19 protein-coding genes, 1 tRNA gene and 1 pseudogene are annotated in these 25,679 nt (G+C 34.4%); 7 read left to right on the top strand and 14 right to left on the bottom strand.

Annotated features, from left to right (window positions below):
- Positions 1-1,573: 1,573 nt before the first annotated feature.
- The 5 genes from D1093_RS02740 to D1093_RS10145 all read right to left on the bottom strand — a co-directional run bounded on the left by D1093_RS02740 (position 1,574) and on the right by D1093_RS10145 (position 6,597).
- The gene (locus D1093_RS02740) at positions 1,574-2,128 is read right to left on the bottom strand and encodes a biotin transporter BioY (protein ID WP_120100530.1); all 555 of its coding nucleotides are present in this window, start codon (positions 2,126-2,128) and stop codon (positions 1,574-1,576) included.
- A 31-nt stretch (positions 2,129-2,159) separates the two neighbouring features.
- Complete coding sequence (locus tag D1093_RS02735) at positions 2,160-2,783, bottom strand: energy-coupling factor transporter transmembrane component T family protein (RefSeq protein ID WP_120100528.1); 624 nt, start codon at positions 2,781-2,783, stop codon at positions 2,160-2,162.
- Positions 2,780-3,460: an energy-coupling factor ABC transporter ATP-binding protein gene (locus tag D1093_RS02730; protein ID WP_120100527.1), complete on the bottom strand. Its 681-nt coding sequence runs from the start codon at positions 3,458-3,460 to the stop codon at positions 2,780-2,782. The genes D1093_RS02735 and D1093_RS02730 overlap by 4 nt, the downstream gene beginning before the upstream one ends.
- A 41-nt stretch (positions 3,461-3,501) precedes the next feature.
- A complete protein-coding gene (locus D1093_RS02725) occupies positions 3,502-4,929 on the bottom strand; it encodes an amino acid permease (RefSeq protein WP_120100525.1) in 1,428 nt (475 codons plus the stop codon).
- A gap of 1,593 nt (positions 4,930-6,522) precedes the next feature.
- Positions 6,523-6,597, bottom strand: coding sequence for a hypothetical protein (locus D1093_RS10145; protein ID WP_244614041.1), 75 nt, complete (start codon positions 6,595-6,597; stop codon positions 6,523-6,525).
- A gap of 518 nt (positions 6,598-7,115) precedes the next feature.
- Here D1093_RS10145 and D1093_RS02710 point away from each other — a divergent pair.
- From D1093_RS02710 to D1093_RS02695, 4 genes are all read left to right on the top strand, one after another.
- A tRNA-Thr gene (locus D1093_RS02710) sits at positions 7,116-7,188 on the top strand.
- A gap of 1,358 nt (positions 7,189-8,546) precedes the next feature.
- Positions 8,547-9,209 carry a lysozyme gene (locus D1093_RS02705; protein WP_120100522.1) on the top strand — a complete coding sequence of 221 codons (663 nt, stop codon included), beginning with the start codon at positions 8,547-8,549 and terminating at the stop codon, positions 9,207-9,209.
- Positions 9,206-9,433 carry a hypothetical protein gene (locus tag D1093_RS02700; RefSeq protein WP_120100521.1) on the top strand — a complete coding sequence of 76 codons (228 nt, stop codon included), beginning with the start codon at positions 9,206-9,208 and terminating at the stop codon, positions 9,431-9,433. Before D1093_RS02705 ends, D1093_RS02700 begins: the two co-directional genes overlap by 4 nt.
- Positions 9,426-9,581, top strand: a complete 156-nt coding sequence (locus D1093_RS02695; protein ID WP_342212227.1) for a hypothetical protein — start codon at positions 9,426-9,428, stop codon at positions 9,579-9,581. The genes D1093_RS02700 and D1093_RS02695 overlap by 8 nt, the downstream gene beginning before the upstream one ends.
- A gap of 478 nt (positions 9,582-10,059) precedes the next feature.
- Here the strand turns inward: D1093_RS02695 and D1093_RS10140 are convergent.
- Positions 10,060-10,290, bottom strand: a pseudogene (locus tag D1093_RS10140) (integrase); the annotation flags it as partial.
- Between the two features lie 531 nt (positions 10,291-10,821).
- Here D1093_RS10140 and D1093_RS10135 point away from each other — a divergent pair.
- Positions 10,822-10,956, top strand: coding sequence for a transketolase C-terminal domain-containing protein (locus tag D1093_RS10135; RefSeq protein ID WP_244614018.1), 135 nt, complete (start codon positions 10,822-10,824; stop codon positions 10,954-10,956).
- A gap of 890 nt (positions 10,957-11,846) precedes the next feature.
- Here D1093_RS10135 and lldD read toward each other — a convergent pair.
- Positions 11,847-12,998 (bottom strand): FMN-dependent L-lactate dehydrogenase LldD, encoded by a 1,152-nt coding sequence (gene lldD / locus D1093_RS02680; RefSeq protein ID WP_120100518.1) that lies wholly within the window; start codon positions 12,996-12,998, stop codon positions 11,847-11,849.
- 1,047 nt (positions 12,999-14,045) lie between these two features.
- Positions 14,046-15,134, bottom strand: coding sequence for a 2'-deoxycytidine 5'-triphosphate deaminase (locus D1093_RS02675; RefSeq protein WP_120100516.1), 1,089 nt, complete (start codon positions 15,132-15,134; stop codon positions 14,046-14,048).
- Positions 15,135-15,407: 273 nt separating this feature from the next.
- Here D1093_RS02675 and mutL point away from each other — a divergent pair, with 273 nt between their 5' ends.
- Both mutL and D1093_RS02665 read left to right on the top strand, forming a co-directional pair.
- Positions 15,408-17,261 (top strand): DNA mismatch repair endonuclease MutL, encoded by a 1,854-nt coding sequence (gene mutL, locus D1093_RS02670; protein ID WP_120100514.1) that lies wholly within the window; start codon positions 15,408-15,410, stop codon positions 17,259-17,261.
- Between the two features lie 112 nt (positions 17,262-17,373).
- Positions 17,374-17,610, top strand: a complete 237-nt coding sequence (locus D1093_RS02665) for a DUF2093 domain-containing protein (protein ID WP_120100513.1) — start codon at positions 17,374-17,376, stop codon at positions 17,608-17,610.
- A 19-nt stretch (positions 17,611-17,629) separates the two neighbouring features.
- Here the strand turns inward: D1093_RS02665 and lpxK are convergent, their stop codons facing one another.
- The 6 genes from lpxK to D1093_RS02635 form a co-directional block, all read right to left on the bottom strand.
- Positions 17,630-18,670 (bottom strand): tetraacyldisaccharide 4'-kinase, encoded by a 1,041-nt coding sequence (gene lpxK / locus D1093_RS02660; RefSeq protein ID WP_120100511.1) that lies wholly within the window; start codon positions 18,668-18,670, stop codon positions 17,630-17,632.
- Positions 18,660-19,982 carry a lipid IV(A) 3-deoxy-D-manno-octulosonic acid transferase gene (waaA, locus tag D1093_RS02655; protein ID WP_120100509.1) on the bottom strand — a complete coding sequence of 441 codons (1,323 nt, stop codon included), beginning with the start codon at positions 19,980-19,982 and terminating at the stop codon, positions 18,660-18,662. The genes lpxK and waaA overlap by 11 nt, the downstream gene beginning before the upstream one ends.
- Positions 19,983-21,203: 1,221 nt before the next feature.
- Entirely contained in the window at positions 21,204-21,449 is a 246-nt protein-coding gene (locus D1093_RS02650) for a DUF4170 domain-containing protein (RefSeq protein ID WP_120100507.1), read from the bottom strand.
- A 45-nt stretch (positions 21,450-21,494) separates the two neighbouring features.
- Positions 21,495-22,298, bottom strand: coding sequence for a 3'(2'),5'-bisphosphate nucleotidase CysQ (locus D1093_RS02645; protein WP_120100505.1), 804 nt, complete (start codon positions 22,296-22,298; stop codon positions 21,495-21,497).
- Positions 22,285-23,616, bottom strand: a complete 1,332-nt coding sequence (locus tag D1093_RS02640; RefSeq protein ID WP_120100503.1) for a TldD/PmbA family protein — start codon at positions 23,614-23,616, stop codon at positions 22,285-22,287. Before D1093_RS02640 ends, D1093_RS02645 begins: the two co-directional genes overlap by 14 nt.
- A 1,472-nt stretch (positions 23,617-25,088) precedes the next feature.
- On the bottom strand, positions 25,089-25,535 hold the full coding sequence (locus D1093_RS02635) for an SRPBCC family protein (protein WP_012230724.1): 447 nt from the start codon (positions 25,533-25,535) through the stop codon (positions 25,089-25,091).
- Between the last annotated feature and the right edge of the window lie 144 nt (positions 25,536-25,679).

Below are 25,679 nucleotides of genomic sequence, written 5' to 3'. Positions count from 1 at the left end.
GTGAGGGACATCACTCTATTAAAGAACGTGAAACATAAAAGCATAAAGCAATGCGTAATTTCCATTATTAAAAAAATATTGATGTCGGTGCTTTTGAAAGTCGGAAAGCCAAATTAAAAGGAGATGATCAAGCGATTGATCGCTTTGCACCTACCACACACATTTTCTTTAAAAACTTTATGAAATTGCTATTCATCCATCTTTTAAAAATTAAAAGACTTATAAATCTTCTTTCAAAAATATTAGTATTTTTTAAAGCCGATTATAAAATTTATTAATTTGGTCTTGAACAATTATATACTGTAACATTGCTACAATACATAAATTATTTAAATATCATATACATAATTTTTTATTATTTATAGATATTTTACTTTATTATATTGATAATAAAATTGTTTTATTATTAAAAAATTAAATAATCTACCAATTAAATATGGAAAATATTGAAGAATATAAATACATTCCTAAATTAGTATATACGCGTTTTACTATTTGAAAAAGAAATATCATATTTTCCCAAAATACATTATGATTACCAGGATGAGATGGTAAAATAACTTTATTTAATAAATTATCGCTCTGCTTACTAAAAAATAAATTTGATTCAGAAAAAGTATAAGAAGTATTAAAAGATGTATCTAATTGAAAATCTTTATATTCAGATGCTTTTATAACAGATAAAAAAATTAATAATATAGCACATATCAAAAAGAAATATTTTATAGTCATTTTGTCATTTAACTCCATTAATAAATATTCATAATGAAATTAACATAATTATATTTTTTTGTCTATATTATATTTAATATAAAAATTAAAACATGAAAAAATATTATTTTTTATCTGAAATTTTTTTTAAAATTAATTTATAATTCATTATATTTATATCACTTATTAAAAATAAGTTGTATTATTTTTTTAATAATATTTTTGATTATATTATTTATAAATTATTTCTAAGATATATTTTATAAAACAAATTTAAATTTATAATAAAAATATAATAAAATTCTCTTTTCTAAATATTCTTTTTTATTAAAATACAAAATTAAGATAAAAAATACTTTGTCTTATTACTATTTGTATTCAAGCTTTTTATGCCATACAATACAACAGCTTACTAAGTTAATACATTGACTTTTAATGATAATTTAGCATCACTTAACTTGAATCAGCTCCCCCAAATATCGTAAGATTTTCTCTTACTTCCAATCTCTTTTATGTTGAATCAATCAAAATCATTTGCTTGCACACCATAAGCGGGATGGATATGAGGATAAAAACTATACAAGAAAGAACTAAAATGTCTCTTATGAAGAGTCTCAAGTGCTAAGGATTGTTGTAATATTTTAGGGCTGACAAATATAACGATAGTGCCTATCCGAATTGCTTCTTCAAAAGCGTAAAGAAGGTGGTGCTCAATGGATTAATCTTTATACCCTTTACGGGTGTCGTTGCGAAATGGGCTTAAGTATCTTGAGAGATGTTTCTTTAAAACAAGCTCATGAATTGGCAATGCAATGGCATTCTGTTTTACATCAGGGGCATGACCCCATTCTAAGAATCAGAACTATCCTTTCTTGGGATGAATGAGAGGGACGGTTTTTTTTATGGTAAGCGCAACAAAGGATGCAATGAGCACTTTCAAAAAACCACCAATTAAAAAACCTAATGAACTTATTAAAACTGTCAGCAAAGGCACTTGTGTCATATAGGCTGTCCATGGAATACCAAAAGCATAGACAACACCTATACCACCCACAGTATTGATCAAAAATATGAGTATAAAATTTAAGTGCTTCCAAAATAACTCAACCAGTAAGCCAATAAAAAATGCTGCAAAAGGGAAACTAATGAGATAACCACTCGTAACTCCTGAAAAAACACTCATTCCACCACGACCACCAGGCAATAGAGGCAATCCAATCGCAACAAGAGTAAGAAAAAGAAGTGATGCGAGAGCTCCCCTCTTGGACCCAAGTATAGATCCTGCTAACATTGGTCCCATCGACTGAGCTGTAATAGGCACTCCTAGAAGAAAAGGAAGATAAACAGGAGGGAAGAGGCTTAAAACAGCATAAATAGCTGCGAATAAAGCAATATAGACTAAATCTTTTGTATTCATTTGATTCTTCTTTCTCTATCAAAAACTTGCATTATTGATGCGATACTGTATCAATATTATCAGCATCATAAGAACGTGCTTCCAATGCTTCAGCTACTTCTGAAGCCATTCTTATAGTTCGTATAATTAAAGGTATTGCAAGAGCAACGATGTTCGTATTCATTCCCCGTGCTTGCTGTGCTTCATAGACTTCATTAAACTTTTCACTCAAAAGAGGAATAAACCTGACCGCCATAGAGATGACCATACTCACTTTTGACGGATTTATACCCAAACAACGAAAGGGCTGAAGCCCTGCTTTAATTCCATCCACCATATCTGAAACTTTTGTTGTGAATGAAACAAGGGATGATAAAGAAAAGAGAATAACAAGACGTAATATGACCTCAACTCCCGTAAGCCAACCACTACAAATAGTTTGAAATACAAAGAGAAGAACTAAAAGCAATCCCATCGATTTAAACTGCTTTATCACAGTGCTAAAAGGAACCTTGGCAGCTCTATAGAATAAGGCAACAAATAATAAAAAGAGTCCAAGAAGTGGTATAGATGAAACCATTATTATAAAAGTTCCACATACCGTAAGAAATAATAACTTAACTCCAGGACTTAACCTATGAATAAATGTATCCCTTGGAATATATAAACCGATCATGACATTCTTCTTATATATTCCTTAACAGCAACAAAAGGTACATCATCAATTGCTATTTCCCCCTTATCAAAAACCAGTACTCTATCAAACTTTTTCAAAAACTCCAAATCATGCGATACAACTATTGCCGTTTGTGGTAATTCTTCTATCACTTGCGTAACACGATGCTTATTTCGCAAATCAAGTAATGTTGTTGGCTCATCAAAAATAATGTAATCTGGTTTCATTGCAATGACACTGGAAATAGCAACGAGTTGTTTTTGCCCACCACTTAATAAATGAACAGCGTGATTTCTGAAATCTTGAAGCTCATAGCGCTGTAAAATTTCATCTACACGCTTCTTAATTTCGTCCTTACTCAGCTTCAAATTTTTAAGACCAAAGGATAAATCTTCTTCCACTAAGGGTAAAACAATTTGGTTGTCAGGATTTTGAAAAACAAATCCTACTTTACGCTTTACCGCCTTTGCATCACGCTTTGTATCAAGGCCATCAACACTTACAAAACCATGAGATGGTAATTGAAGCCCATTAATAAGACGCACAAATGTACTTTTTCCAGAACCATTCGCCCCAATAACGGCGATGCGTCTTTCGGTAAGTTGTACAGTAATATTCCTTAAAACACACAACTCACCAAAGACTTGTGTCACCTTATCAAATTTTATAATTCCCAAGGTTTATTCCAATCAAACCCTTTATATTACCCCTTCTATTGTTATCGCTTAAGCTTATAGCCTAAAAGTAAAAATAAGCACCATAGAGGAATAATAATAACTGCCAAACTCATATCAGGCATCTGTACAGGAATATATGTTTCAAGAAAAGGTATTCTTATTCCTACCATATCCAAAAGTCGAGCCATTAATCCATTTTTCCCAAAACCACTTATAAGCATTATACAAAATAATAAAACAAGAAAGCATAAGCAAAGATAGTTCGCGTAAGGATATAAACCAAACGCATAAATAAAGTTTCCTTTTCTGTTCTTATGCGCCTTTCGAAATTTTAAATGAACAATAACAATAATAGCCCACGTAATAAGCGCCGCAGCAGTTGCGAGAGCCATAATTCGCATAAAACTATTATCAGGAACGAGAGCATTAATAACAACGATTATTGCCGTACATAACGATGAAAAAAGGATAGCAACATAAGGAACACGAGCAGCATTCAGTTTACTGAAAATATGTGGTGCATTTTTTTGTATTGCTAAACTATAAAGCATACGACCATTCGAATAAATGCCACTATTGTAAACAGAAATAGCCGCCATAATAACCACAAAATTCAAAATATGACCCGCAGCGGGAATTCCTACAGTTTCAAAAATTGTCACAAAAGGACTACCATTTTTCCCACTCATATCCCATGGGCTTATTATCATAATAACGCTGATAGAACCAATATAAAAAATTATAATTCTCCACATAACTTGACGAATAGCCGCCGGAATTGTCTTTTGTGGATTAGATGCCTCTCCAGCAGCAACACCAATAAGCTCGGTTCCTCCAAAAGAAAACATGACGACAGAAGTTGCCAAAATAACCCCTATAATTCCATAAGGAAAAAAACCGCCGTGATCCCAAAGATAATGGATACTCGCTTGATTTTCTCCTATTCCAGAAACAATGAGAAAAATCCCAAAAATAATCATACCAATAACAGCAGTAACTTTGATTAAAGCACAACCAAATTCAAATTCTCCATAAAAACGAACATTCGATAAATTAACGAGTGTGACAAACAAAAGTACAATAAAGGATGACTTCCAATGATCAATCAAAATCCAATGATCTAGATAAAATCCAATCACTGTAAGTTCAGTCATACTGACGAGGATATAAAGAAACCAATAATTCCAACCTGTTATGAAACCTGCTAAACTCCCCCAATATTTATAAGCAAAAAAACTAAAAGCACCCGATGTTGGTTCTTCTACAGACATTTCACCAAGCATTCGCATAATGAAATAAATAATAAGTCCCCCGAAAAGATAAGCTAGAATAGCCGAAGGACCAGCCAATTGAATTGCCTCTGTCGATCCATAAAAAAGCCCCGTCCCTATAACGCCACCCAAAGCAATCATTTGAATGTGGCGATTTTGAAGATTACGCTTCAATCCATTATCCGCATTCTTAAGCATTACTCTTCACTCCCCTTAATATTGATTGTAATTTTTACACGAAGGGTTGATGATATCTTCGACATATTTTTTTAACAGAAATTATAAAAGAGAACATAAATCTATTTTTTTGTCATAATGCAACTCCTTGTCTTTCTGTGCATTATGCGAATGTTCCATTGAAAATACAGGAAGAAATATGCTTCGCTTTTTATTCAAATTAATGGCTTTCATTTTTGTTACACTAACAATTATAGCGTTGGTTATTGATAATGCACACTCCGTCATCACATCACATTGGACAATAACCCCCCTTAATAGAATTCTCGTAAATCTTCTGCAAACAGATATCTATAATCTTAATCAATCTTTATGCAAGATAATGCCTGATTTTTTATCCTTCATTTGCATTACTTTCACTTATCTACCAGCATGGATTATCTTTGCTGCTTTAGCAATCATATTTTGTATCTTAACTTACGAAAAACAAAGGCCTTTTCAAAAAAATATCATATACATATAATGGAAAAAACATTTAAACCTGAAAAAGATTTATAAAACTCACTGTACTATACACAACCGATGCAGCCTAAAGTTTCCTCACCCTATCAACACAACTAAAAATCATTTGATCACAAAAACGGATTAAAACGCTTTATTATAATAAATATATATTCAATGATGATTTTTAAACGATAACATCATTTCATTTGCATCAATTTAAAGAAATTAGCGAATAAATTTAATCCCTGCTGCCTATAAGAAAACTCTGTACCGAAAAATTGAAATACATTGAAGTCTCTCGATTTTTTTTGTGGCAGCTTTTTTATACTCTACAAAAACCTTTCTTAATTTTAGTACTAAAAATCATATATAAAAATTGTCTTCCAATATCAGTATTCCTTATAAGATTGAAACTTCTTGAAATTAATAAGAGACGTTTTCAAAAATTTATAAAAACTGTTTTACATGCTAAAAAATACATTCAATAAAAACTAGTCTGTAAATAACGTAAAATCGTGATAAAGAACTTTTCACAGTTTCTTCCTATTGAAATATTCACCCTATCACCTCTAAAAAAATCAAGAGGCTATTATTAATTGTTGAAAAAATATCTTCACAGGTTCACGCCCCTCTCGTAAAATAGAATGCCATTGGGTTGCACATTTATGCGCTTGTTTAAAAAAATATCTCTCAATATGCCCAAGCTCAATTCGCGACGTCAACCATGAATGATATAATGTTCAATCCATTCAGCACCTCCATCTTTATGCTTGTAAAGGAACAAGCAAACACCATCACATACTTTGCCAACCAGCCCTAAAATGTTGCAACAGCCCTTGGTACTTGAGATGATTCATAAGAAGTATTTTTAGCCCTTTCTTAATAGTTTTTATCCACACGGGCTCCTTCCGCTTGTAGCGTGCAAAAGACATGGTTTTTACTTAATTAAACATGAGAGAGATTTGAAATGAGAGAATCTTGCGGTATGAAAGATTTTAATTCAAGTTGAATAATGATAAATATTATAGATCAGCCTGTTGCTTTATTGAGAAAATGGCAAAATAACAGCTTCATTAAGGCTGTTCTCTCCTGAATCTGCCAAGCATCTCGCTAAAACATCAACTTTTCAGATATCTTCTCCAAACTTTTCCATTGATCAGTGACCACACGAGAAAGCTCCTCAATGAATTTTTCTTGGTAAGCGAGCTTCGTTTCTAGTTCTACCAGCCGATTTTCTCCGACATGATCCGACTTCCTCTTAAGTAAAAACCGTGATTAAGTTTAATAACCCGTCCTCTTTTTCTTCTTATAAAGTTGAAAAGAAACTTCAACTAATTTTACTCGCCTCATTTTCAAATTATATAAGATTTATGATAAATTTTAATTTTCTGAGCACTTATTCAACAAATTTCTTCCATGTCTTAGAATCAGAAAATATTTTTATCTTTGCTAAGATCTCTTAACACCATTTTCTATCCTAAAGAGAGAGGCTTCCAGCTTCTTAATTTGAACACTATCATAAACCGGTAAGCATTTTATAGCATTACAATCACAAGAATACTGCCTCCATGACTCTTGTGCAGTTTTCTCCTTCAATTATTATCACATCTTATAAATTATTGAAAAAAATGCATACTTGCTTTTATACATACTTTTAGCTATTACCCTCAAATTAGTTTTGTTTCATTGACTTACAAACCTATGCCGCATTAGCTCAGTTGGTAGAGCACATCATTCGTAATGATGGGGTCGCTGGTTCGAATCCGGCATGCGGCACCGATTTGTGTGTTTAGAATGTTTAAATATATAGATTTTTTCTTTATTTTCTATTTTTAGATCACCTTTTAGTCTACCTCTTGTGACTTATATAATTACTTAGTTTATTGTTATTTTCTCCGTATTTTTTGAGTAAAAGATAGCATCTCTTTTTTCTCCATTTCATGACTCTATCTCACTTATATGACTCTAGAAGTAGCGCTTTGAAGCCTCCAAGTATGAATCATTGTTGTGGATACACTAAAAAGCGGTGCACATTCATGGAAGAAACATATCTACCACCATTATCACAAAGCATCTCATTTTATACTCCATAAATGGGTGAAGATTCTGAAAAGAGAAATTTCCCTTCCTAACTTCAAGCAGCTTTTATCAAAATCTTTTATATCCCTTGTGTTATTACCCCTCAAAAGATTTCACAAGCTGAACTGATGTATTTAAGATGCTACTGGAAACGTAGCCAATAAACACTAGACAAGATAATGCCATTGCCAAAACGCTTCATATGAAGAAAAGAAAGCGTTATTCATATGAATAAAAAACATAACCAAGCTGCCGCTCAAGTTTCTTACAGTACAATATTCTTTTAAAAATTATTAAATATCATTGATCGACAGATTAAATACGCTCCTCTGATATACTGTTTCAGTTGGAAACAGGCTATAAGAGAAAAATAAAATATCCATTATGTTTTCATGTAAATATATTTTATTTATAAAAAAAATTTATGTAACAGTTTATTTCAAACCCTTCATGAAGGTATGTTTTTAATGCAATTAAGAAATTAGAGGAAAAAATAAAGAACAATTAAATTAACTATAGCTTTTTTGATTAAACATGTATAATACGTTATGTATTCGATCTTTTGATTCTAAGATAATTGGTGGATAAAAATGTTTAATCGCAATATCTCTTTTTGTTTTTATAAAAGTTTATATAGTGTAGGTTATGGATTCTGAGATTATTTGAGAATCAATACCTATTATTTCGTTAATTATTATATTTATTACTTTTTCTTGAAAAGATATTTTTCTCTAAATTATTGGAGTATTTCAAGTAAATTTTATCTAAATCATTCTAGATCAATTGTATTTATAGATGAAATATCTGATTATAAATTTATAAATTGGTTTATTAAAAATTGTTGTATTTAGGTTCAAGAGGAAGTTAATTGCTACAAAATGAATAGTATTTAACGTGATTTTTCTCTAATAAAAATAATATGGGGTTTAATAAAATTCGTTAAGATAGTTTTATCTCAATTAACCCCTTTCACTGTTTCGTTCTTTAAAATTGAGTAGATGTAAGTTTTGAATTTATGTCCTGCTTTGTGTAGGTTTTTTATAGGATTAAGAATAATGCGAAAAATATCAACGGAAGGGCTTGCACTGATTAAGCAATGGGAGGGTTTACGTTTAAAGTCCTATGAGGATTCTGGTGGAATATGGACAATTGGTTATGGGCATACAAGTGCAGCTGGCGCTCCAAGTGTCAATAAAGACATGCAAATTACTGAAAAAGAAGCTGAAGAAATCCTTTGCCAGGACTTGAGGGAGTGTGAAGCCGTTGTTGAAAAAGCTGTTACCGTTCCTTTAAACGATGAACAATTCGCAGCTTTGGTGTCGTTTTCCTATAATGTAGGAATAACAGCTTTTTGCAAATCTACGCTTTTAAAAAAGCTCAATAACGGTGAATATGAAGCGGTACCAACTGAATTGCAAAAATGGACAAGAGTAGGCGGAAAGCGTATCCAAGGTCTTGTCAATCGTCGAGCAGCCGAAGCAGGATTATGGGCAAAGGGAGCTCGTGTTGCGCCTAATTATCATGTTGTAGAATCAGAAGGCGTAACGGGGATTTGCAAAATAGAGGCTCTTGCACCAATTATAGGCTCTTTTTCAGGGCTTGGAGGACTTTTTGCAGGAAATGGTCCTGTCCAGTGGGCTTTAGCAGGCATTATGGTTTTAGCTGCTTTTACAGCTATGGTATATATTGCTAAACGTTTTCAGGAACACCGCCTATGATCTTATGGATAAAAAAATATCTGACGACGACGTCAGCAATCATAGCAGCTTTTTTTATAGCTTTAGTGAAGGCCTTTTTCCTTGGAAAAAGAGTTGAGAAGCAAAAACAAACAAAGGAAGCTTTTAATACAGCGAAAACACGGCTTGAGGTAGAAAATGAAATTAACAAGAAAAGTGATGCTGATGTGCGCAATAAGCTTTCTAACTGGATGCGCGATGAATGAACGAACTTCTTGTATTGGATGGCTTCCAATTTATTTGAATAGACAAGACATCAGTGTCATTAGTCCAGAGTTAGCAAGAGAGATTCTCAAACATAACGAACAAGGTCAGCGTGTATGTGGCTGGAAATATACAAGAGAAGTGAAATAATAAAAATGCCATTCTTCTGAAACATTCATCAACGAAAAAATTTGAAAGAGGTGAATCCATTTAAATTAAAAACAGAAACCCTTAAAGGATTAAAACACTTTGATAGTCTCCTTGATTTACTTGGAGCGATTTAATTTCATTAGAGTGACAAGGGGGAGTTTGACTTAAAATCAAAGGATTTAACTGGTTATATTTTCGTAAAATGATTGAATATATTGAGATATTTTAGGGGTGTTCCTGTTATCCTAACCAAACAAGAGAAGGAAGGATTTCGTAGATTGCCCTTTTATTGCCTTTCAAAGATCTGATGATATGTCTTTAGTAAAAATTATTTTTAGAGATCTATTCATATTTAAGAAAATAAACCCACAAAATTATAAAGAGATATTAACTTTTTAGGGGATTTATTAATGAAGTTTTTTCAGCTTTTTACTGTAATGTTCTTGAATATAAAGTAAATACTTTCGCATTATATCTGCTTTTTATGCTGAAGTGGCGCAAGAATATTGCGAATAATATTGACTGTTAATTTTTCTATAGGTATGCTCTCTATGTGTGAAATAACATGCAATTTCAGTGGAGAAAACCGGCCCCTATTTTTACCTTCATTTTTTTACTCAGCTTTTTTGCTTTCAAAAGATGCCCGTGCAATTTCTTTAAAAGTATTGCTTTGCTGTTTTAAAATAGTTTGTTCTCGAGAGACAAATGGTGGCTTCACGAATATCTGGAAAGATTGCTCAATTCGCAAAACTTTATCCGACATGTATTGTAGAAGTTGGAAGTACTGAATAAGATTTGATAGGTATTGCTGCTGGTCTTACTTCATGTGAAAAAAGTTCTTTGTTGTTTTGCAAGCTTGTTTTTTGATAACACGTGCCCTTAACAAATAAAGGTAGATACCTGCTTATTGTGAAAATCCCGTTCGCTTAATTGACATTAGTGCGGGTATTAGCTATGAATCCTGAAGATACCATTATACTACTTCCGATTTTGCTTCGTTTCGCACCATTCCTAACATACAGTATTATTGCTTCTGCAGATAATAAAAAAAGAAATAAAATCTACAATTCTCTCAACATTAAACAATCCTATGCACGTTTATATCTCCCTAGGAAAGCACCTTGTTATAAATATTCATAAGAGTACTGCAAATATCGATATCAGCAAAGCTTCTGTTATCAAAAAGGAGAAAAATATTCTCCTATTTGCCACAGGAAAAATTGTCTAGATTTATCTTAATGTGCCTGAAGCACTTCAAAAATATAAAATTATCCCAACAGTTGTCAGTGTACCAACAATCCGATCTTTAGATGATGCATCTATATTAGAATTTTGCAAATCTCACAGATCTATCGTTATTTGTGAAGAGAATTAATGGAGGCTTAGAGAAGAAATAGCAAGATTACTCATGGAACAAAATATCGTCTGTAAATTCGTATCACTATAAATACCGGATGAGCCAATCTATAATGGAAGCCAATGGGATTGGTTTGGCAAGTTATAAAATAAGTCGAGAAGATATAAAAAAACTGTGTTAGCAACGATATAAGATACAAAAAACATGAAACTGCATCTTAATATGCTCGCCCACTTTAAATCATCATAAATCATTGAGGATGCAAAAAAAGAAACTGATAAGCACATTAAATCGCGTTGTCTTGCTTTCTAATGAAAGCGTTTTTTAAAAGATACTATACTGTTTTTTATTATTTAAAAATATATTCTATAAAAAACAATATCATGTCCATATAATATATTATTCATTAAAATCAGCATAAATAATATAGATATTATAGAATATATCTCCATTTTTTTATAATTTATACACACTAATAATACATATTGATTTTTTGAATAAAATTAATTATATACTATATGTATTAATTTAATATTAAAAACATGATTAATATATTATATTTTTTATAAATAGGAGAGGAAAAATGCTCACAGCATTATTTATATCTATTTTTTCTTTTTCAACAGTTGTTATGCCTTTGTTGGCAGCGCTTGTTCCTTTTTATCCCTAGAACGCACTTTAACAAGGTGAATAATAGATTTATGAAGTGTTATTTGTAATTTTTTTGATTTGATTGTTATTAAGATTTTTTTATTATCATTATAGTTATTGGTTATTTATTGTCATTTTATAGAAGAGATTTTTAACCTTTTTCTTCAACGTTAACTATCAACATATCTGTAAAGTAGACAATGATGCTCTTCTATAAAAAAATTTCTTTTTCTAAAAGCAATATAAAAAAATAACTTTCATTGCTTAAAAACATCTGTATTCACTAAACTTTTGTGTGTAATCTCTTTGAGTGTCTGAGCACCAGTCAGTGTCATAGCGACCCGCATTTCATTGGCAAAAAGATCAAGCAGGTGAGCAACACCTTTCTCACCTGCTGCTGCAAGTGCATAAACAAAAGCACGACCAATCATAACGGCATCCGCACCTTGTGCGATCATGCGTACAACATCAAGTCCAGAACGCACACCAGAATCCGCTAAAATAACCAAATCATTCTTTACAGCCTCGGCAATTGCTGGTAATGCCCGCGCCGTTGATAAGACGCCATCGAGTTGGCGTCCGCCATGATTAGAAACAACGATACCATCAGCACCAAATTGTACTGCTTCTCGTGCATCTTCTGGATCAAGAATACCTTTTAGAATCATTTTCCCTTTCCAAAAATCGCGAATCCATTGTAGATCATGCCAACCAATTGATGGATCAAAATTTTCCCCAAGCCAACCAACATAATCATCCAATGCAATCTCCTTTTTGAGATAGGTGGAAACATTTCCAAGATCATGGGGGCGCCCCATAATACCCACATTCCAAGCCCAATGTGGATGCGTAAAAGCTTGTAAAAAACGGCGTAATCCAGCATAAGGGCCAGACATCCCCGAATGTGCATCACGGTAACGGGCACCTGGAACTGGCATATCAACTGTAAAAACCAACGTGCGGACACCAGATGCCCAAGCCCGCTCTAATACATCACGCATGAAGCCGCGATCTTTGAGAACGTAAAGTTGAAACCAAAATGCATCTCCAACCGCTTCTTGCACTTCTGCAATGGGACAAACTGAAACAGAAGATAGAGTAAAAGGAATCCCTTTTGCTGTTGCGGCATGCGCAGCTTGTACTTCACCACGGCGTGCATACATGCCCGTGAGCCCAACAGGGGCAAGAACAATTGGTAAATCAAGTGTCCGATTAAAGAGCTTTATTGAAAGATCAACACCACCAACTTGCCTTAGAATCCTTTGACGCAGTGCAAGTGCTTGAAGATCGCTACAATTACGTCGCAATGTTTCTTCAGCATAAGCTCCACCATCAATATAGTGAAAAAGGAAAGGTGGAAGCCGACGTTTTGCTGCCTTCCTATAATCAAATGTTGAAGCAATAATCATTGATGACACCATTGTTCCTAAATGAAAAGGGAAAACACCCTAAAACGCATAAGAGCTCCCTGTACCTCCTATTTGATATCCTCACAAAATGCTCCATTGAATAAATAGAGATAACAGGGATTGCAACTTTCTAAAAAAACTAATTGATAAAAACAATGTCTTCTTTCTCTTTTCCAAATATAAAAATCCACAGTATGGAGCAGTATCCATAACGTATCCACTCACACATTGTTCATGGCAATTGAAATTATTATATTCTATTTTAAATGAATACATATTCGAAAGCGATTGCTCCACCAATTAAGTTAGTTGCAATTTAAAGTCATCTCTTCCTCCAAAGAATCCTTACATTATCATTTATAAGAATATAGAGTCTCTTGTCATTGAGTATAACCCATAATCTCCTCCAAAAGAGAGAAAAAAATTTAATTAATACTGGAAACAAAGCTGTCACGTATGTCCAGAAATATTCTCATTCAAAAATGAGATATTTTACTTATTCATGAGAGTTCATAAAAATATACAATATCTCATTCACATAGAGCATAAAAAAAATTTTTAATGTTCATTATCATAGAAATTATTCACCTTTAGTTGAATAATTTTCTGGCGGTATTATATCCTGAGGCTATAAATGGGTTACTAAAATTAGAACACTCTTCATTAAAAAAATTGTTATTAAAATGTAGTGAATAGCAACACCCCGTCTTACACGTTTTTTTGAAAAACAAATAACCTATTGATTTATTATCATAATACATATGCATGACATATTGAATAAGAATTAAATACAATAAAAATCTTTCATTTCAGCTCTTTTCACGATGAAACAATTGAAACTATTCTTTTTCTCTTCATAAACAGAACTCGTATGAATAAAAACTCTTTAAAAAGAAGTAAAAATGCCTCTCATATCCTCAAAATGCAAAGGCAATCATAACTTGTAAAACTGAAAATAGAGTGCATAATGCCGATTTTATGAAGAACAAATTTCTTACTTAAAAGATATTTCCTGCATACATTTTATCAAAATTTGTCGTTTTTAGCTCATTTAAAATGCTTGGATAACTTTAAACCCTGTGCTTGATAATGTGATCTAACATCGTTTCCATAAAGGGCTGATGGCCGATTAAGCATATGCTCATAGACCAAACGGCCAATAATTTGGCCATGCTCTAAGATAAAAGGAACTTCATGGCTCCGCACTTCTAAAACTGCTCTTGCCCCCTTACCACCGGCCTCTTTATGTCCAAATCCTGGATCAAAAAAGCCTGCATAATGCACCCTAAACTCACCCACTAAAGGATCAAAAGGTGTCATTTCTGCGGCATAAAGTGGAGGTACATGAACAAACTCTCGTGAAACTAAAATATAAAACTCATCAGGATCAAGAACCAGCTCCCTTTGTCCACGATCAAAAAGAGGTTCCCAAAAATCTAAAACGTGAGCAACAGCACGTTTATCAATATCAATAACACTTGTATGATGTTTTCCACGATAACCTATAAACCCGTTTTCATCTCCTTTTAAATTAATGGAAAGTCCAATACCACCAGCGCTAATATTAGGAAGGTCATCCGATATCAGCGTTTCTTGCCTTTGCAAAGCATACAGTTCAATTTCATTTAAATAACTTTGCCCTTTTCTAAATCGAAGCTGTGATAAATGCGAGCCTGTACGCACCAAAATTGGAAATGTTCGTGGGCTAATTTCCAGATAAAGGGGACCATGATAACCAGCACAAATTTTATCAAACTCTTGAGCATTGTCCGTAATAACTCGTGTAAAAATATCTAATCGTCCCGTAGAGCTTTTGGGATTGGCAATAGCAGATAAAAATTCTGGTAAGGACAAATTTTCCAAAAGTGGAACAATATAAACACAGCCCGTTTCCAAAACAGCGCCATCTCGTAAATCAAACTCATGTAACTTTAACCGTTCAAGTTTATCCAAAACTTTTGCCTCAAGACCCGGCATAAAGGAAGCTCGTATACGATAAGCTTTCTCTCCTAAACGAAGATCAAGGCTTGCTGGTTGTATTTGAGATCTATTAAACGGATACAGAGCTTTCAGAAAGTTATTATCAATCAAAGCTTGTATATCACTATCTGCTAAAATACCGCTTATACGCGCCATATATGTTGCCTTCCCTTTTTACACTGTTTCTTTTTTGACCTAGATGATAAATCGGTGCAAGCTATTTTAGGATGATAAAAATTATTTTTTCTATTTTTTTCAAGTAATTTGTTAATATTGCGAATAATGAAGAACATTTAGTATAATACGTTCTCAAAAAAATGAGAAACATTTAGAAATAAGATCTCTCATACCCTCTTATTCTTGAATGTTGCACAAATAATGTTATCATAATTTTCCATAAACCCCTTAAGAACCCTGTTAGAATTTATGATGATTATACGCCATCTTAGCGAAAATATTATTAATCAAATCGCCGCTGGTGAAGTTATTGAACGGCCAGCAAATGTTGTCAAAGAACTTGTTGAAAATGCTATTGATGCTGGTGCAACGCGCATTGAAATTATTACAGCGAATGGTGGAAAAAATTTTATAAAGGTAAGTGATAATGGTTGTGGGATTCCGGCAGATCAGTTAACCTTAGCCGTTTCTCGCCATTGTACCTCAAAGATCACCGATGATGTACACAATATATGCTTCCTTGGGTTTAGAGGAGAAGCTCTCCCTTCTATTGGTTCTGTTGCCAAACTCAAACTCATTTCACGAACAAAAGAGGCTGAGAATGCTGCTGAAATTTCCGTAACTGCAGGAAAAATTGTAGGTCCCAAGCCCGCTGCTGCAAATTTGGGAACAATTGTTGAAGTTCGTGACCTTTTCTTTGTCACACCAGCACGATTAAAATTTATGAAAACTGATCGGGCTGAAACAAATGCTATTAGTGATATGATTAAACGAATTGCTATTGCATTTCCACATATCCGCTTTTCTCTTTCAGGACTAGACAGAACATCTATGGAACTGTCTGCGACAGAAAATAATACGCAAGGACAATTACAACGTATTACCCAAATTATGGGAAAAGAATTCGCCCCTAACAGCATTGCATTGGATGCTGAACGCGAATGCGTACGCTTAACGGGGTTTGCTTGTTTGCCATCTTTTAACCGAAATAACAGCCTTCATCAATTTGCTTATGTTAATGGGCGTCCTGTTCGTGATAAATTTCTATGGGGTGCAATCCGAGGCGCTTATGCTGATGTCATGACACGGGATCGTTATCCTGTCGCTATTCTTTTTATTGATCTTCCTCCTGCTGAAGTCGATGTTAATGTTCACCCTGCCAAAGCTGATGTACGATTCCGTGATCCAGGATTAATTCGTGGTTTAATCGTTGGAGCAATTCGTGAAGCATTGCAGCAATCTGGTATTCGCCCTACTTCAACCCGTTCTGAAGCAATGCTCGCTGCATTTCAAACACAAAAACCATTGACACAACAATCTTTGGGTAATTTTAAAAATGCTCACCAATTCTCTTCTTACAGTCCGCAATCTCATCATTTTGCCACCGCTTCAATGGTTCACAAACCGTTGGATAGTACCAACTCTTTTGGTTTGAAAGAAGATGCCACGCCTATTATGGAAGGCTTAAATACACCAAGTGGAGATGCATATATTCCAAGCACTACACCTTCATCAGAAGAGTTATCTTATCCTCTAGGTGCGGCCAGAGCACAAATTCATAAAAACTATATTATCGCCCAAACTCAAGATAGTTTGATCATTGTCGATCAGCATGCTGCGCACGAACGATTGGTTTATGAAGCACTCAAAAATGCACTTTATGCCAAACCACTTCCTTCACAATTGTTACTCATTCCTGAAATTGTAGAACTCTCTGAAGAAGACGCAACATGCCTTTTAACACACAAAGATGCTTTGCAAAAATTTGGATTGAGCATAGAACCATTTGGACCTGGTGCAATTCTTGTACGCGAGACGCCTTCCATGTTAGGAGAGATCAACGTGCAAGCCCTTATTAAAGATCTCGCCGATGAAGCTGCTGAGCATGATACAACAAATAATTTAAAAGAAATGCTTGATTATGTTGCAGCAACAATGGCTTGTCACGGCTCTATACGATCAGGGCGCCTTTTACGACCCGAAGAAATGAACACTCTGTTACGACAAATGGAAGCAACGCCCAATACAAGTACATGTAATCATGGACGCCCTACTTATATTGAACTTAAATTAACAGATATAGAACGGCTTTTTGGCAGAAAATAAACGTTTAACTCTTTTAGACCAGAAAAATATTTTTAAATTAATTCTGGACTGTATAATATATCTTATGGCATTTTTTTGAATAATAATGTCAAGTAAAAAGGAAATGTAGAAAATGTTTTCTAATGATGAACGCGAAGCAAAAGTTCGTTATTCTAATAACGGATATGACATTGTGGAATATGGAACCTATACCATTTGTGCCGTTAGCGGACAAAAAATCCCTATAGATGATTTAAAATATTGGAATCATCATCGCCAAGAAGCCTATGCTAGTTGTGAAATCTCCTATCATCGCGAACTTGAATGCAATCCATATCTCAAACAATTGTTAAAAACACAAGAAGAATAGCCCCTTAAAAGCTATAAATTTAACCTTTGCCTTTCGCACAAGAAAATTCACAGGAACGTTTTCTAAAGCGGGTTATAACCTCCTCAAGGAGCATATGACAGAAATCTTTTTGAACAAAATCGACATCCACATCAAAAACAATAAGATTTTTCAAATCTTTTCGCTCATGAATTGTCTGTATACGAATATAATCTTTAGCTGTTGTTGCTAACCATAAATTGTACATTTGAGCCTTTTGTACAAGGCTTATTAAATTTTTATCGGTAAAAAAATAGTGATCTGGATAGGTATAAGTTTGCACCACATGACCAGACAATTCTTTAATGGATTGAAAAAATTTGTCTGGATTACCAATACCCGCAAATGCTAAAAATGATTTGCCTGCAACCTCATCAGAGGCCCTTGCCTTAAGATGAGCACGATGCAAAGGCTTTCCAGTACGCGCAATAAGAAAAGAAACATTATCACACACATCTGAGTGACCAATCAATAAAACACTATCCATAAAAGAAAATTGCGTTTTTAATGGTACACGCAAAGGTCCTGCTGGAAAGACAGCTCCATTGCCAAAACCACGCATCGCATCAACAACAAGTAGCGTATAATCCATATAAAGGCGGCGGCTTTGAAAGCCATCATCCATTAGAATAAGATTACATCCCTCTTTTTTCAGCCGTTGTGCTGCTGCATAACGATTAGCCGATACAGCAACAAAAGCATGCTGTGCCAGTAAAAGAGCCTCATCTCCAACATCGCGCGCGGTGTCATATTTTTCATTTACAAGATGCACTCCTTTAACTGCTCCACCATAACCCCGTGATACAACACCAGGAATGAAACCAAGTTCTTTCGCCACTTTGGCAAAAGCAATAACAACCGGCGTTTTACCCGTACCACCGCATGTAAAATTCCCAATACATAAAACCGGAAGATCAATTACGGGAGGCTGTCTTGCCATAAAACGACATGAAAAATAGCCATACCCCCATGAAATTGGAGCTAATAAAAAACGTAAAAAGCTTTTATTTTTCCACCAAAAATGAGGGGCACTAATATGCATATCCACCCTGACGCTGATGTAAACCTGTTTGTATGACAAGGGGTTGTAAAAACGGGTCTAAAATCTTTAACGTGCGCTCAAGTGCTCCTGCCATATCTGTTGCAACCTCATGGGCCTTAGCAACCATTTCTTGTCGCAGTGTTTCATTGGTTAAAAGTTTATACACCTGAATCGCAAGCTGTTTTGTATCTTGAACCATATATGCTGCATCACGCATTAAAAATTGTTCAAACATCTCTTGAAAATTTGAAACATGAGGCCCCGTTAAAATAGCAGAGCCGAGTAATGCCAATTCTAATGGATTATGTCCTCCCTTTCCACATAACGACTTACCAACGAAAGAAACTTTGGATAAACGAAGAAAAAGTCCCATTTCTCCAATCGTATCGCCCCATAAAATGTCGGTATTCATATCTGGAAGAGTATTTCTGCTTCTCCGAATAAAACGTAAACTCTGATTGTCACATTTTTTGATAAGATCTTCTAAACGTTCAGGATGTCGAGGCACAATAATTGTTAATAAATCTGGCAAATAATTTTTAACAATCTTATGAACCTCAAAAGCAATCTCCTCTTCCCCTTCATGCGTTGAAACAGCGGCCCAAACTGGGCGATTGCCAATAGCATTACGATAACGTGCAAGCAATGCTTGATCTTCAACCAAAAAAACATCAGCCTTGAGATTACCAGAAAACGTTACAGATTTTACGCCAAGTGTATGATAATAAATAACATCTCTTTCGTTTTGACTAATCGCCAAATCAATATCCTTAAAAATATGTTTAGCAAGAATGTGCCGTTTTTTCCAAGCTTTAAAAGAACGTTCAGACATATGAGCATTAACCAAAATCTGTGGAATATCCATTTTAGCAAGTTCTTTAATACGAAGAGGCCAAATTTCCGATTCACAAATCAAAACGAGATCAGGCTTCCAACGACGAATAAAACGCCGCACAACAAAATCCAAATCCAAAGGAGCATATTGATGAATCAACCGATGACCAAAATGTTTTTTCACAAGAGAGGAAGAGGTCACCGTCCCTGTTGTCAATAAAACATTGATTTTTAATGATAAAATATGATTTATAAGAGGAACAAGCGCAAGTGTTTCTCCAACACTTGCTGCATGCAACCAAACTAACGAACCTTGCGGACGTCGAAGGGAGCTTTTACCTAAACGCTCTTTTTTGCGACACCACTCTTCTTTTCCACGGATAGCACGAAAAAACAAGTAAAAAGGGATAACAGGATATAAGAAAAAGCCAATCATCCGATAGGTTAAAAGAGCCGCATGTGCCTTTAATTCTACCATTTAAAATCACCTCATTAGCTGTTTTGAGATATCTATAGGCTTATTTCGTTAAGAAATTTATCAATACTATTGGTTGTATCCAGATTTTTTTTAATACCACTCGTATTTTGGATAAAGAATATTTCTCCCATGGGAAAATTGAAGGCACTAAAGAAAAAGAAATATAATTTTACCCCTATCTTTTTAAACTTTCCTATAAAAATAGCATAGATACAATAGAATAATAGAAATAGATCATTGACTATACAATGGCTCTGTTACAGCTTTCTCTACTATTTCATATGCAATATCCAAATTCATAGCCATATTTTTTCAGATTTAAAGGTATTTCAAATGTTAATAATACTGAATTTTTTTATGAACGTGATATACTAGACATTATTCCATTCCAATCACAATCACGTTATGCTCACACTGTTTTGTAAACTCCATATTTATTTTTGCACAACCAAGAAAAATAGAGGAACAACTTCCTCACTTTGAGAACAAAGAAAATACTCCTTATGAAAAAAAACGATAATAATAAATGAATTATAAGTTCCTTCGTGCCTTTGCAATTGTCATCTAAATTTATCTTATAAATAAAAGGGCATACCCCTTTGCTTTCACAACAAACACTTGCGCAAACCACCTGTCGCTAGTAAATGCTCCTTATTTTACCAAAGGTGCTTAAAAATATACCGTCTTTTTGAACTTTTTTACTCACTCTGACATAAAATTCAGAAACTTGATCACACTATATTCGCATAATGAGGCAATATATTGATGTATAATTATTTCCCATTGCGTAACTTGCCCTTGCATAGCATAAAACTTTCTCATGTTGAAGCAATCAAAACTTTTTGCTTACGCACAACTGGTGGATAGGAGGTATATAAAAAAATACTGAAAAAAGGAGTAAAAATGCCTCTTATGCTCTATCTCAAGCGCTAAAGTTTATCCTCATACCTTGGGCTAGCAACAGTGCATAATAATGTAAGCCTGCATTTTTATTAATATTTTAAGTGTAAAGATGATGATGCAATAATGGCTTGATCTTGCGCGAACACCATTATGAAATGAATTGGATATCTTGAGAAATATTTTCTTAAGAACGTCTATGAATTTATAACAACAATAGCATTTTGTTCTATGGCGTTCTATTCTTTAAAAGAACACGCTTATGAGAGAGCACGATAAACAAGCGTGAGGTAGCGGATATAATGACCAAATATTCAAGCTTTACTCTGCATCATCTGTTTCAGCATCAAGAAATTGATGCAAATCCACGATGTAATAACGTTGTAATGCATTATCGACACTGCTTTGTGCTTTTGCCTGCCATGCTTCTTGAGCGGATTGATAATTTGAAAAAATACCAACTACATCTAAATCATCAGGATTCTTAAATTGATTGCTCTTAAGATTTTTTAATTCACCGCCAAATACAAGATGTAAATATTGTTTTTTTTCGTTGTTTTCAGTCATATGTGTCTCCATATCCTCAGATAATTCTAGCACGCTTTTATGTGATTAAACTAACTTTGCTTGATGAACAATATCGATCATATCTTGACAGCAATTATTTTTACCAGCAATTAAAAGTCCATATTGATAAGGTTCAGTTCCGTAAGATAGTAAAGGGGCATCAAGCGATAAAAAGCACCCTCCACACTCCTGCAAAATAAGATCAGCCGCGGCAATATCCCATTCATGACAATTCGGACGAACTAATACGATATCGATCTCATCTTGAGCAACAAGAACAAGACGATAAGCAAGAGAAGGAAGATAATGGTAAAGACTGACGCGATTGCGAAAATCATCTGGTAATTTTTGTGCGAGCGATTTATCAAGCGAGATTTTATATTTTCGATGAACCTGAAAGGCTAAACGAGGAAGTTTTATCCCATTTAATGTTGCCCCTCCACCCGTGACCGCTGCATAAACATCTCCTTGAGCTGGACACTGTAAAACGCCCACAATAGGGCGCCCATGCTCAATAATGGCAACCGAAATACACCAATAAGGACTGCCAGAAAGAAAACCTCGTGTTCCATCAATAGGATCAACCACAAAGGAGCGTTCATAATCTCGTTGTTCTCGATTATCTTTTGTTTCTTCTGAAATCCACCCATAATTTGGACGCGCCCCAAGAAGCTTCTCTTTCAAAAAATGATCAACAGCAAAATCTGCCTCACTCACCGGTGAATTCCCCTCTTTCATCCAAACATCCAACGTGCCTCCAAAATACCGCATTGCTAAATCTCCTGCCTCGCGACAAACGTTACGCAAAAGATTTAAATCAGAAAAATGATGCGTGTTATGTTCCTGCAAGTGTCATCCCTTCAATTAATAATGTTGGAGCCGCTGTTCCATAACGCCGATCAATATCATTGGCAGGTGTTAAATGTGCTAACATATGAAGCAAATCAGAACCTAGCGTTACTTCACTCACCGGATAAGAAATTTCACCATTTTCAATCCAAAAACCCGAAGCACCCCGACTATATTGACCCGTAATGAAATCGATGCCATGGCCGAATAATTCTGTCACATAAAATCCACTTCGTAAATTTTTTATCATATCGCAAGGCGATATTAAACCCGGTTCAATAGCAAAATTTGTACTTGTCGGCTGCACTAATGACCCCGAACGCACACCACGCCCATTTGTTTTAAGCCCCAATTCACGTGCTGTAGATGACGAAAGAAACCAATTTTTTAAAATACCATTTTCAATAATATTGAGTGGTTGCCCCTCTACCCCTTCTCCATCAAAAGGATGAGAAGCATTTCCGCGTAATCGCAAAGGGTGATCGGTTACATTAACATCCGGCTTCATCACTGCCTTGCCTAAGAGATTCTGTAAAAGACTCGTTTTACGAACCACAGAAGCTCCATTGACCATCGATGCGATATGCCCTGCAATTGTGCGTGCCGTACGCGGATTAAAAATAACATCAATACCTCCTGTCGCCGCACGAACTGCCCCCAAACGTCGAACAGCACCAAGACCTGCATTCTTTCCTACAGTTTCTGCGGCCTCTAAATCAGAAAAATGTAAGGCTGTTGTATAATCATAATCCCGCTCCATCTGTGTCCCTTCACCCGCAAGAGCGCTGCAAGAACGCGAAAAGCAACTGGAGCGATAGGCTCCACAAAAACCATCGCTGGTCACAAGAATAAACCCACTACGGCCATAAGCTGTTGCAGCGCCACCAGAATTGCTTATGCCTTTAACATCAAGAGCTGCTGCTTCTATTTTTAAAGCATCTTCTGTTAAAAAATGGCTGCTTGGTACAAAATCATCAAAAAGATCAAGATCTTTAGGATGTTTAACCAAACACTCTTTATCTGCCAAACCTTCAAATAAACTATCGGGAGAAGCTTTAGCCATTGCAACAGCACGTTCTGCGAGTTCTTGTGGATAAGACGCTAAATTAGCAGAAACACTTGCCACTTTCTTTCCAACAAAAACCCTTAGAGTAAAATCATTGCTCTCGGCTGCTTCTGTCGATTCGACTTTTCCAAAACGAACAGATACGCTGGTGGAATGTGTATGAACAATAACCGCATCAGCAGCATCCGCCCCAGAACGCCTTGCCGCTTCAACCAACGAAACCGCTTTCTCAATCTGGTTCTTGTCAGTCATTATAGACTCCCTAAAATATTTTATTATTTATATTGATAAGCACTCTGAAAAATTTATACAAATCAGAATATAACTCTTATCTGTTTATTCATAGGATTACGTATATCTCATGCATTCTTTTTCTTTTAATGCACCAAGTTACTTCCCTTTTAGCTTCTTTATGAAAAGACGCAATATGTCGTAAAATCTCTTTAGTTTCAAGATTTCTCATGAGCTCTTATCATTTTAAAAGCCAAATCAGCCCTGCAATCAGATCAATAGAAGGCTTAGCGATAACACTTGGATTTAAGCAAAAATCCTCAAAAATTCAAAAAGCATAAAACGACCTAAACCACACACCTTTTGTCCTCTGGAGTGTCAAATAACGTCCCTCATTCCTATAGCATTCTTTAATTCTCAAGCAAAAACCAAGAAAACGACTTCTCTTTTTGAACACTTCTTACTTCTACAAGCTCTCTCATAAGAGAAAAGCAATCGTGTCAATGAAATAAAACATCAACAGCGTAGAAAATATTTCCTTTCATTTAATGATTTCAACAAAATGAATTATCATAACCTTCTTTATCTCCATAATCAGTAATGTCATAGAAAACGCCTTTTTTATAATTGTAAAAATAAGTTATAATCGTAACATTTTTTCTCAGGTTTAGTGCGTCTAGTAGAAAGCCATTCATCTTTTCTTCTTCATCATCCTTGATTGTTTACTTTGTTATTGAGCCAAGCATAATTTGACGAAATTCTTTTTTCCTTGAAACAAAAATCTCTAGACACGGGATAGATTTTGATTTAGTATTCTCCTTCTCATCCCTCCATTAAAAAATGAAGAAGCGTGATATTGTCAGAAAGTGATAATCAATAAAAGTTTTGTACGAAACTCAACATTGTATCTATGCCTTAATTAAGTTTGCAATAAGCACATTCGCTCAATTAGTTTTGGCAAATTTATCGCTTATAATTGTCTTAACAGATATAAAAAATTTGTCGAAGCGGGGATATCTATTAATATTTTAAAAATTCAGTTTTTAAAACATTTGAACCAAACATATAGATACATGATTTATTTTTACGGGAATAAAGTGTATGCTTATTTTATCTTCTAGAATCTTTTAGAGCTATACTCTCTAGAAAAGTGATCAAAAAAATGCTCTTATAGTTTTTCAATCAAATATTTGATTTACAAAAATAATTTACTGTTTTGTTATTTGCATAAAAGAGCTGAATGTCATAAAATTCTTTCCATTAAAAATCTATCCATAAAGCACCTTATAAGTTTTTATATAAAAATAAAATTCAATAAATTTATAAGATCCTTAGAAAAAAATTAAGCTCGTAAGATGATTTGGTACAATTTCAATGACTAACTAAAAATATTCCGTAGTTCATCGACTTGTCATATATTCACAACTGATTTTTTCTAATATGAGTTTAGTTTCTGCAGCTTTTTAAAAGATCAACTTCTTTATGAATACACATCAGATAGTTTTATTTCCAATAAGAGCACGTCTGCTCATTTCAATCATTGCATCGCGAAGATGTAATTTAATTTTCGATCCAATAATTATTCCAAAGAAAGGAGAAAGTAAACCAGACATCGTTACAGTATGACGAATTTTATTATTTGAAGAAGCAGATTCTTTTGAACAAATATATTCATGATCAAAACGCATACGTGTAAAAGGAAGTTTGGCATAATCAGAAAAACAAACGTTTTTTATCACTTTATCAAGCATAAAAGTTACTTTCGGTCCTTTTTTAGGTTTCATGCGCCCTACAGTGCCTTCTTTGAAAGCACCAGAAAGTTCTACCCACTCAAGTTCATGATCCCAGCAAGGCCATGTTGCTACGTCTTCCCACATAGACCAAATCTGCTCTGCACTTGCTTCTGTACTAATTTCTTCGCTGTGTGTCCATTTAAACATGATAATCTCCCCTTTTTACAAAATCACTTATCTTTAGTGACAAGAAGTAATATATCAATTACCCTTAAAGCTGCACAACGATAAGATATTTAATATTCTCAAGTGTATTTAATAGGTAATGATTAAATCAACAAGCGATATTAC

This window comes from Bartonella kosoyi (genome assembly GCF_003606325.2).
In the GTDB taxonomy this organism is placed as follows: Bacteria; Pseudomonadota; Alphaproteobacteria; order Rhizobiales; family Rhizobiaceae; genus Bartonella; species Bartonella kosoyi.
Note: the sequence above shows the minus strand (reverse complement) of the source record. Positions and strands in the feature narration are given on the sequence as shown.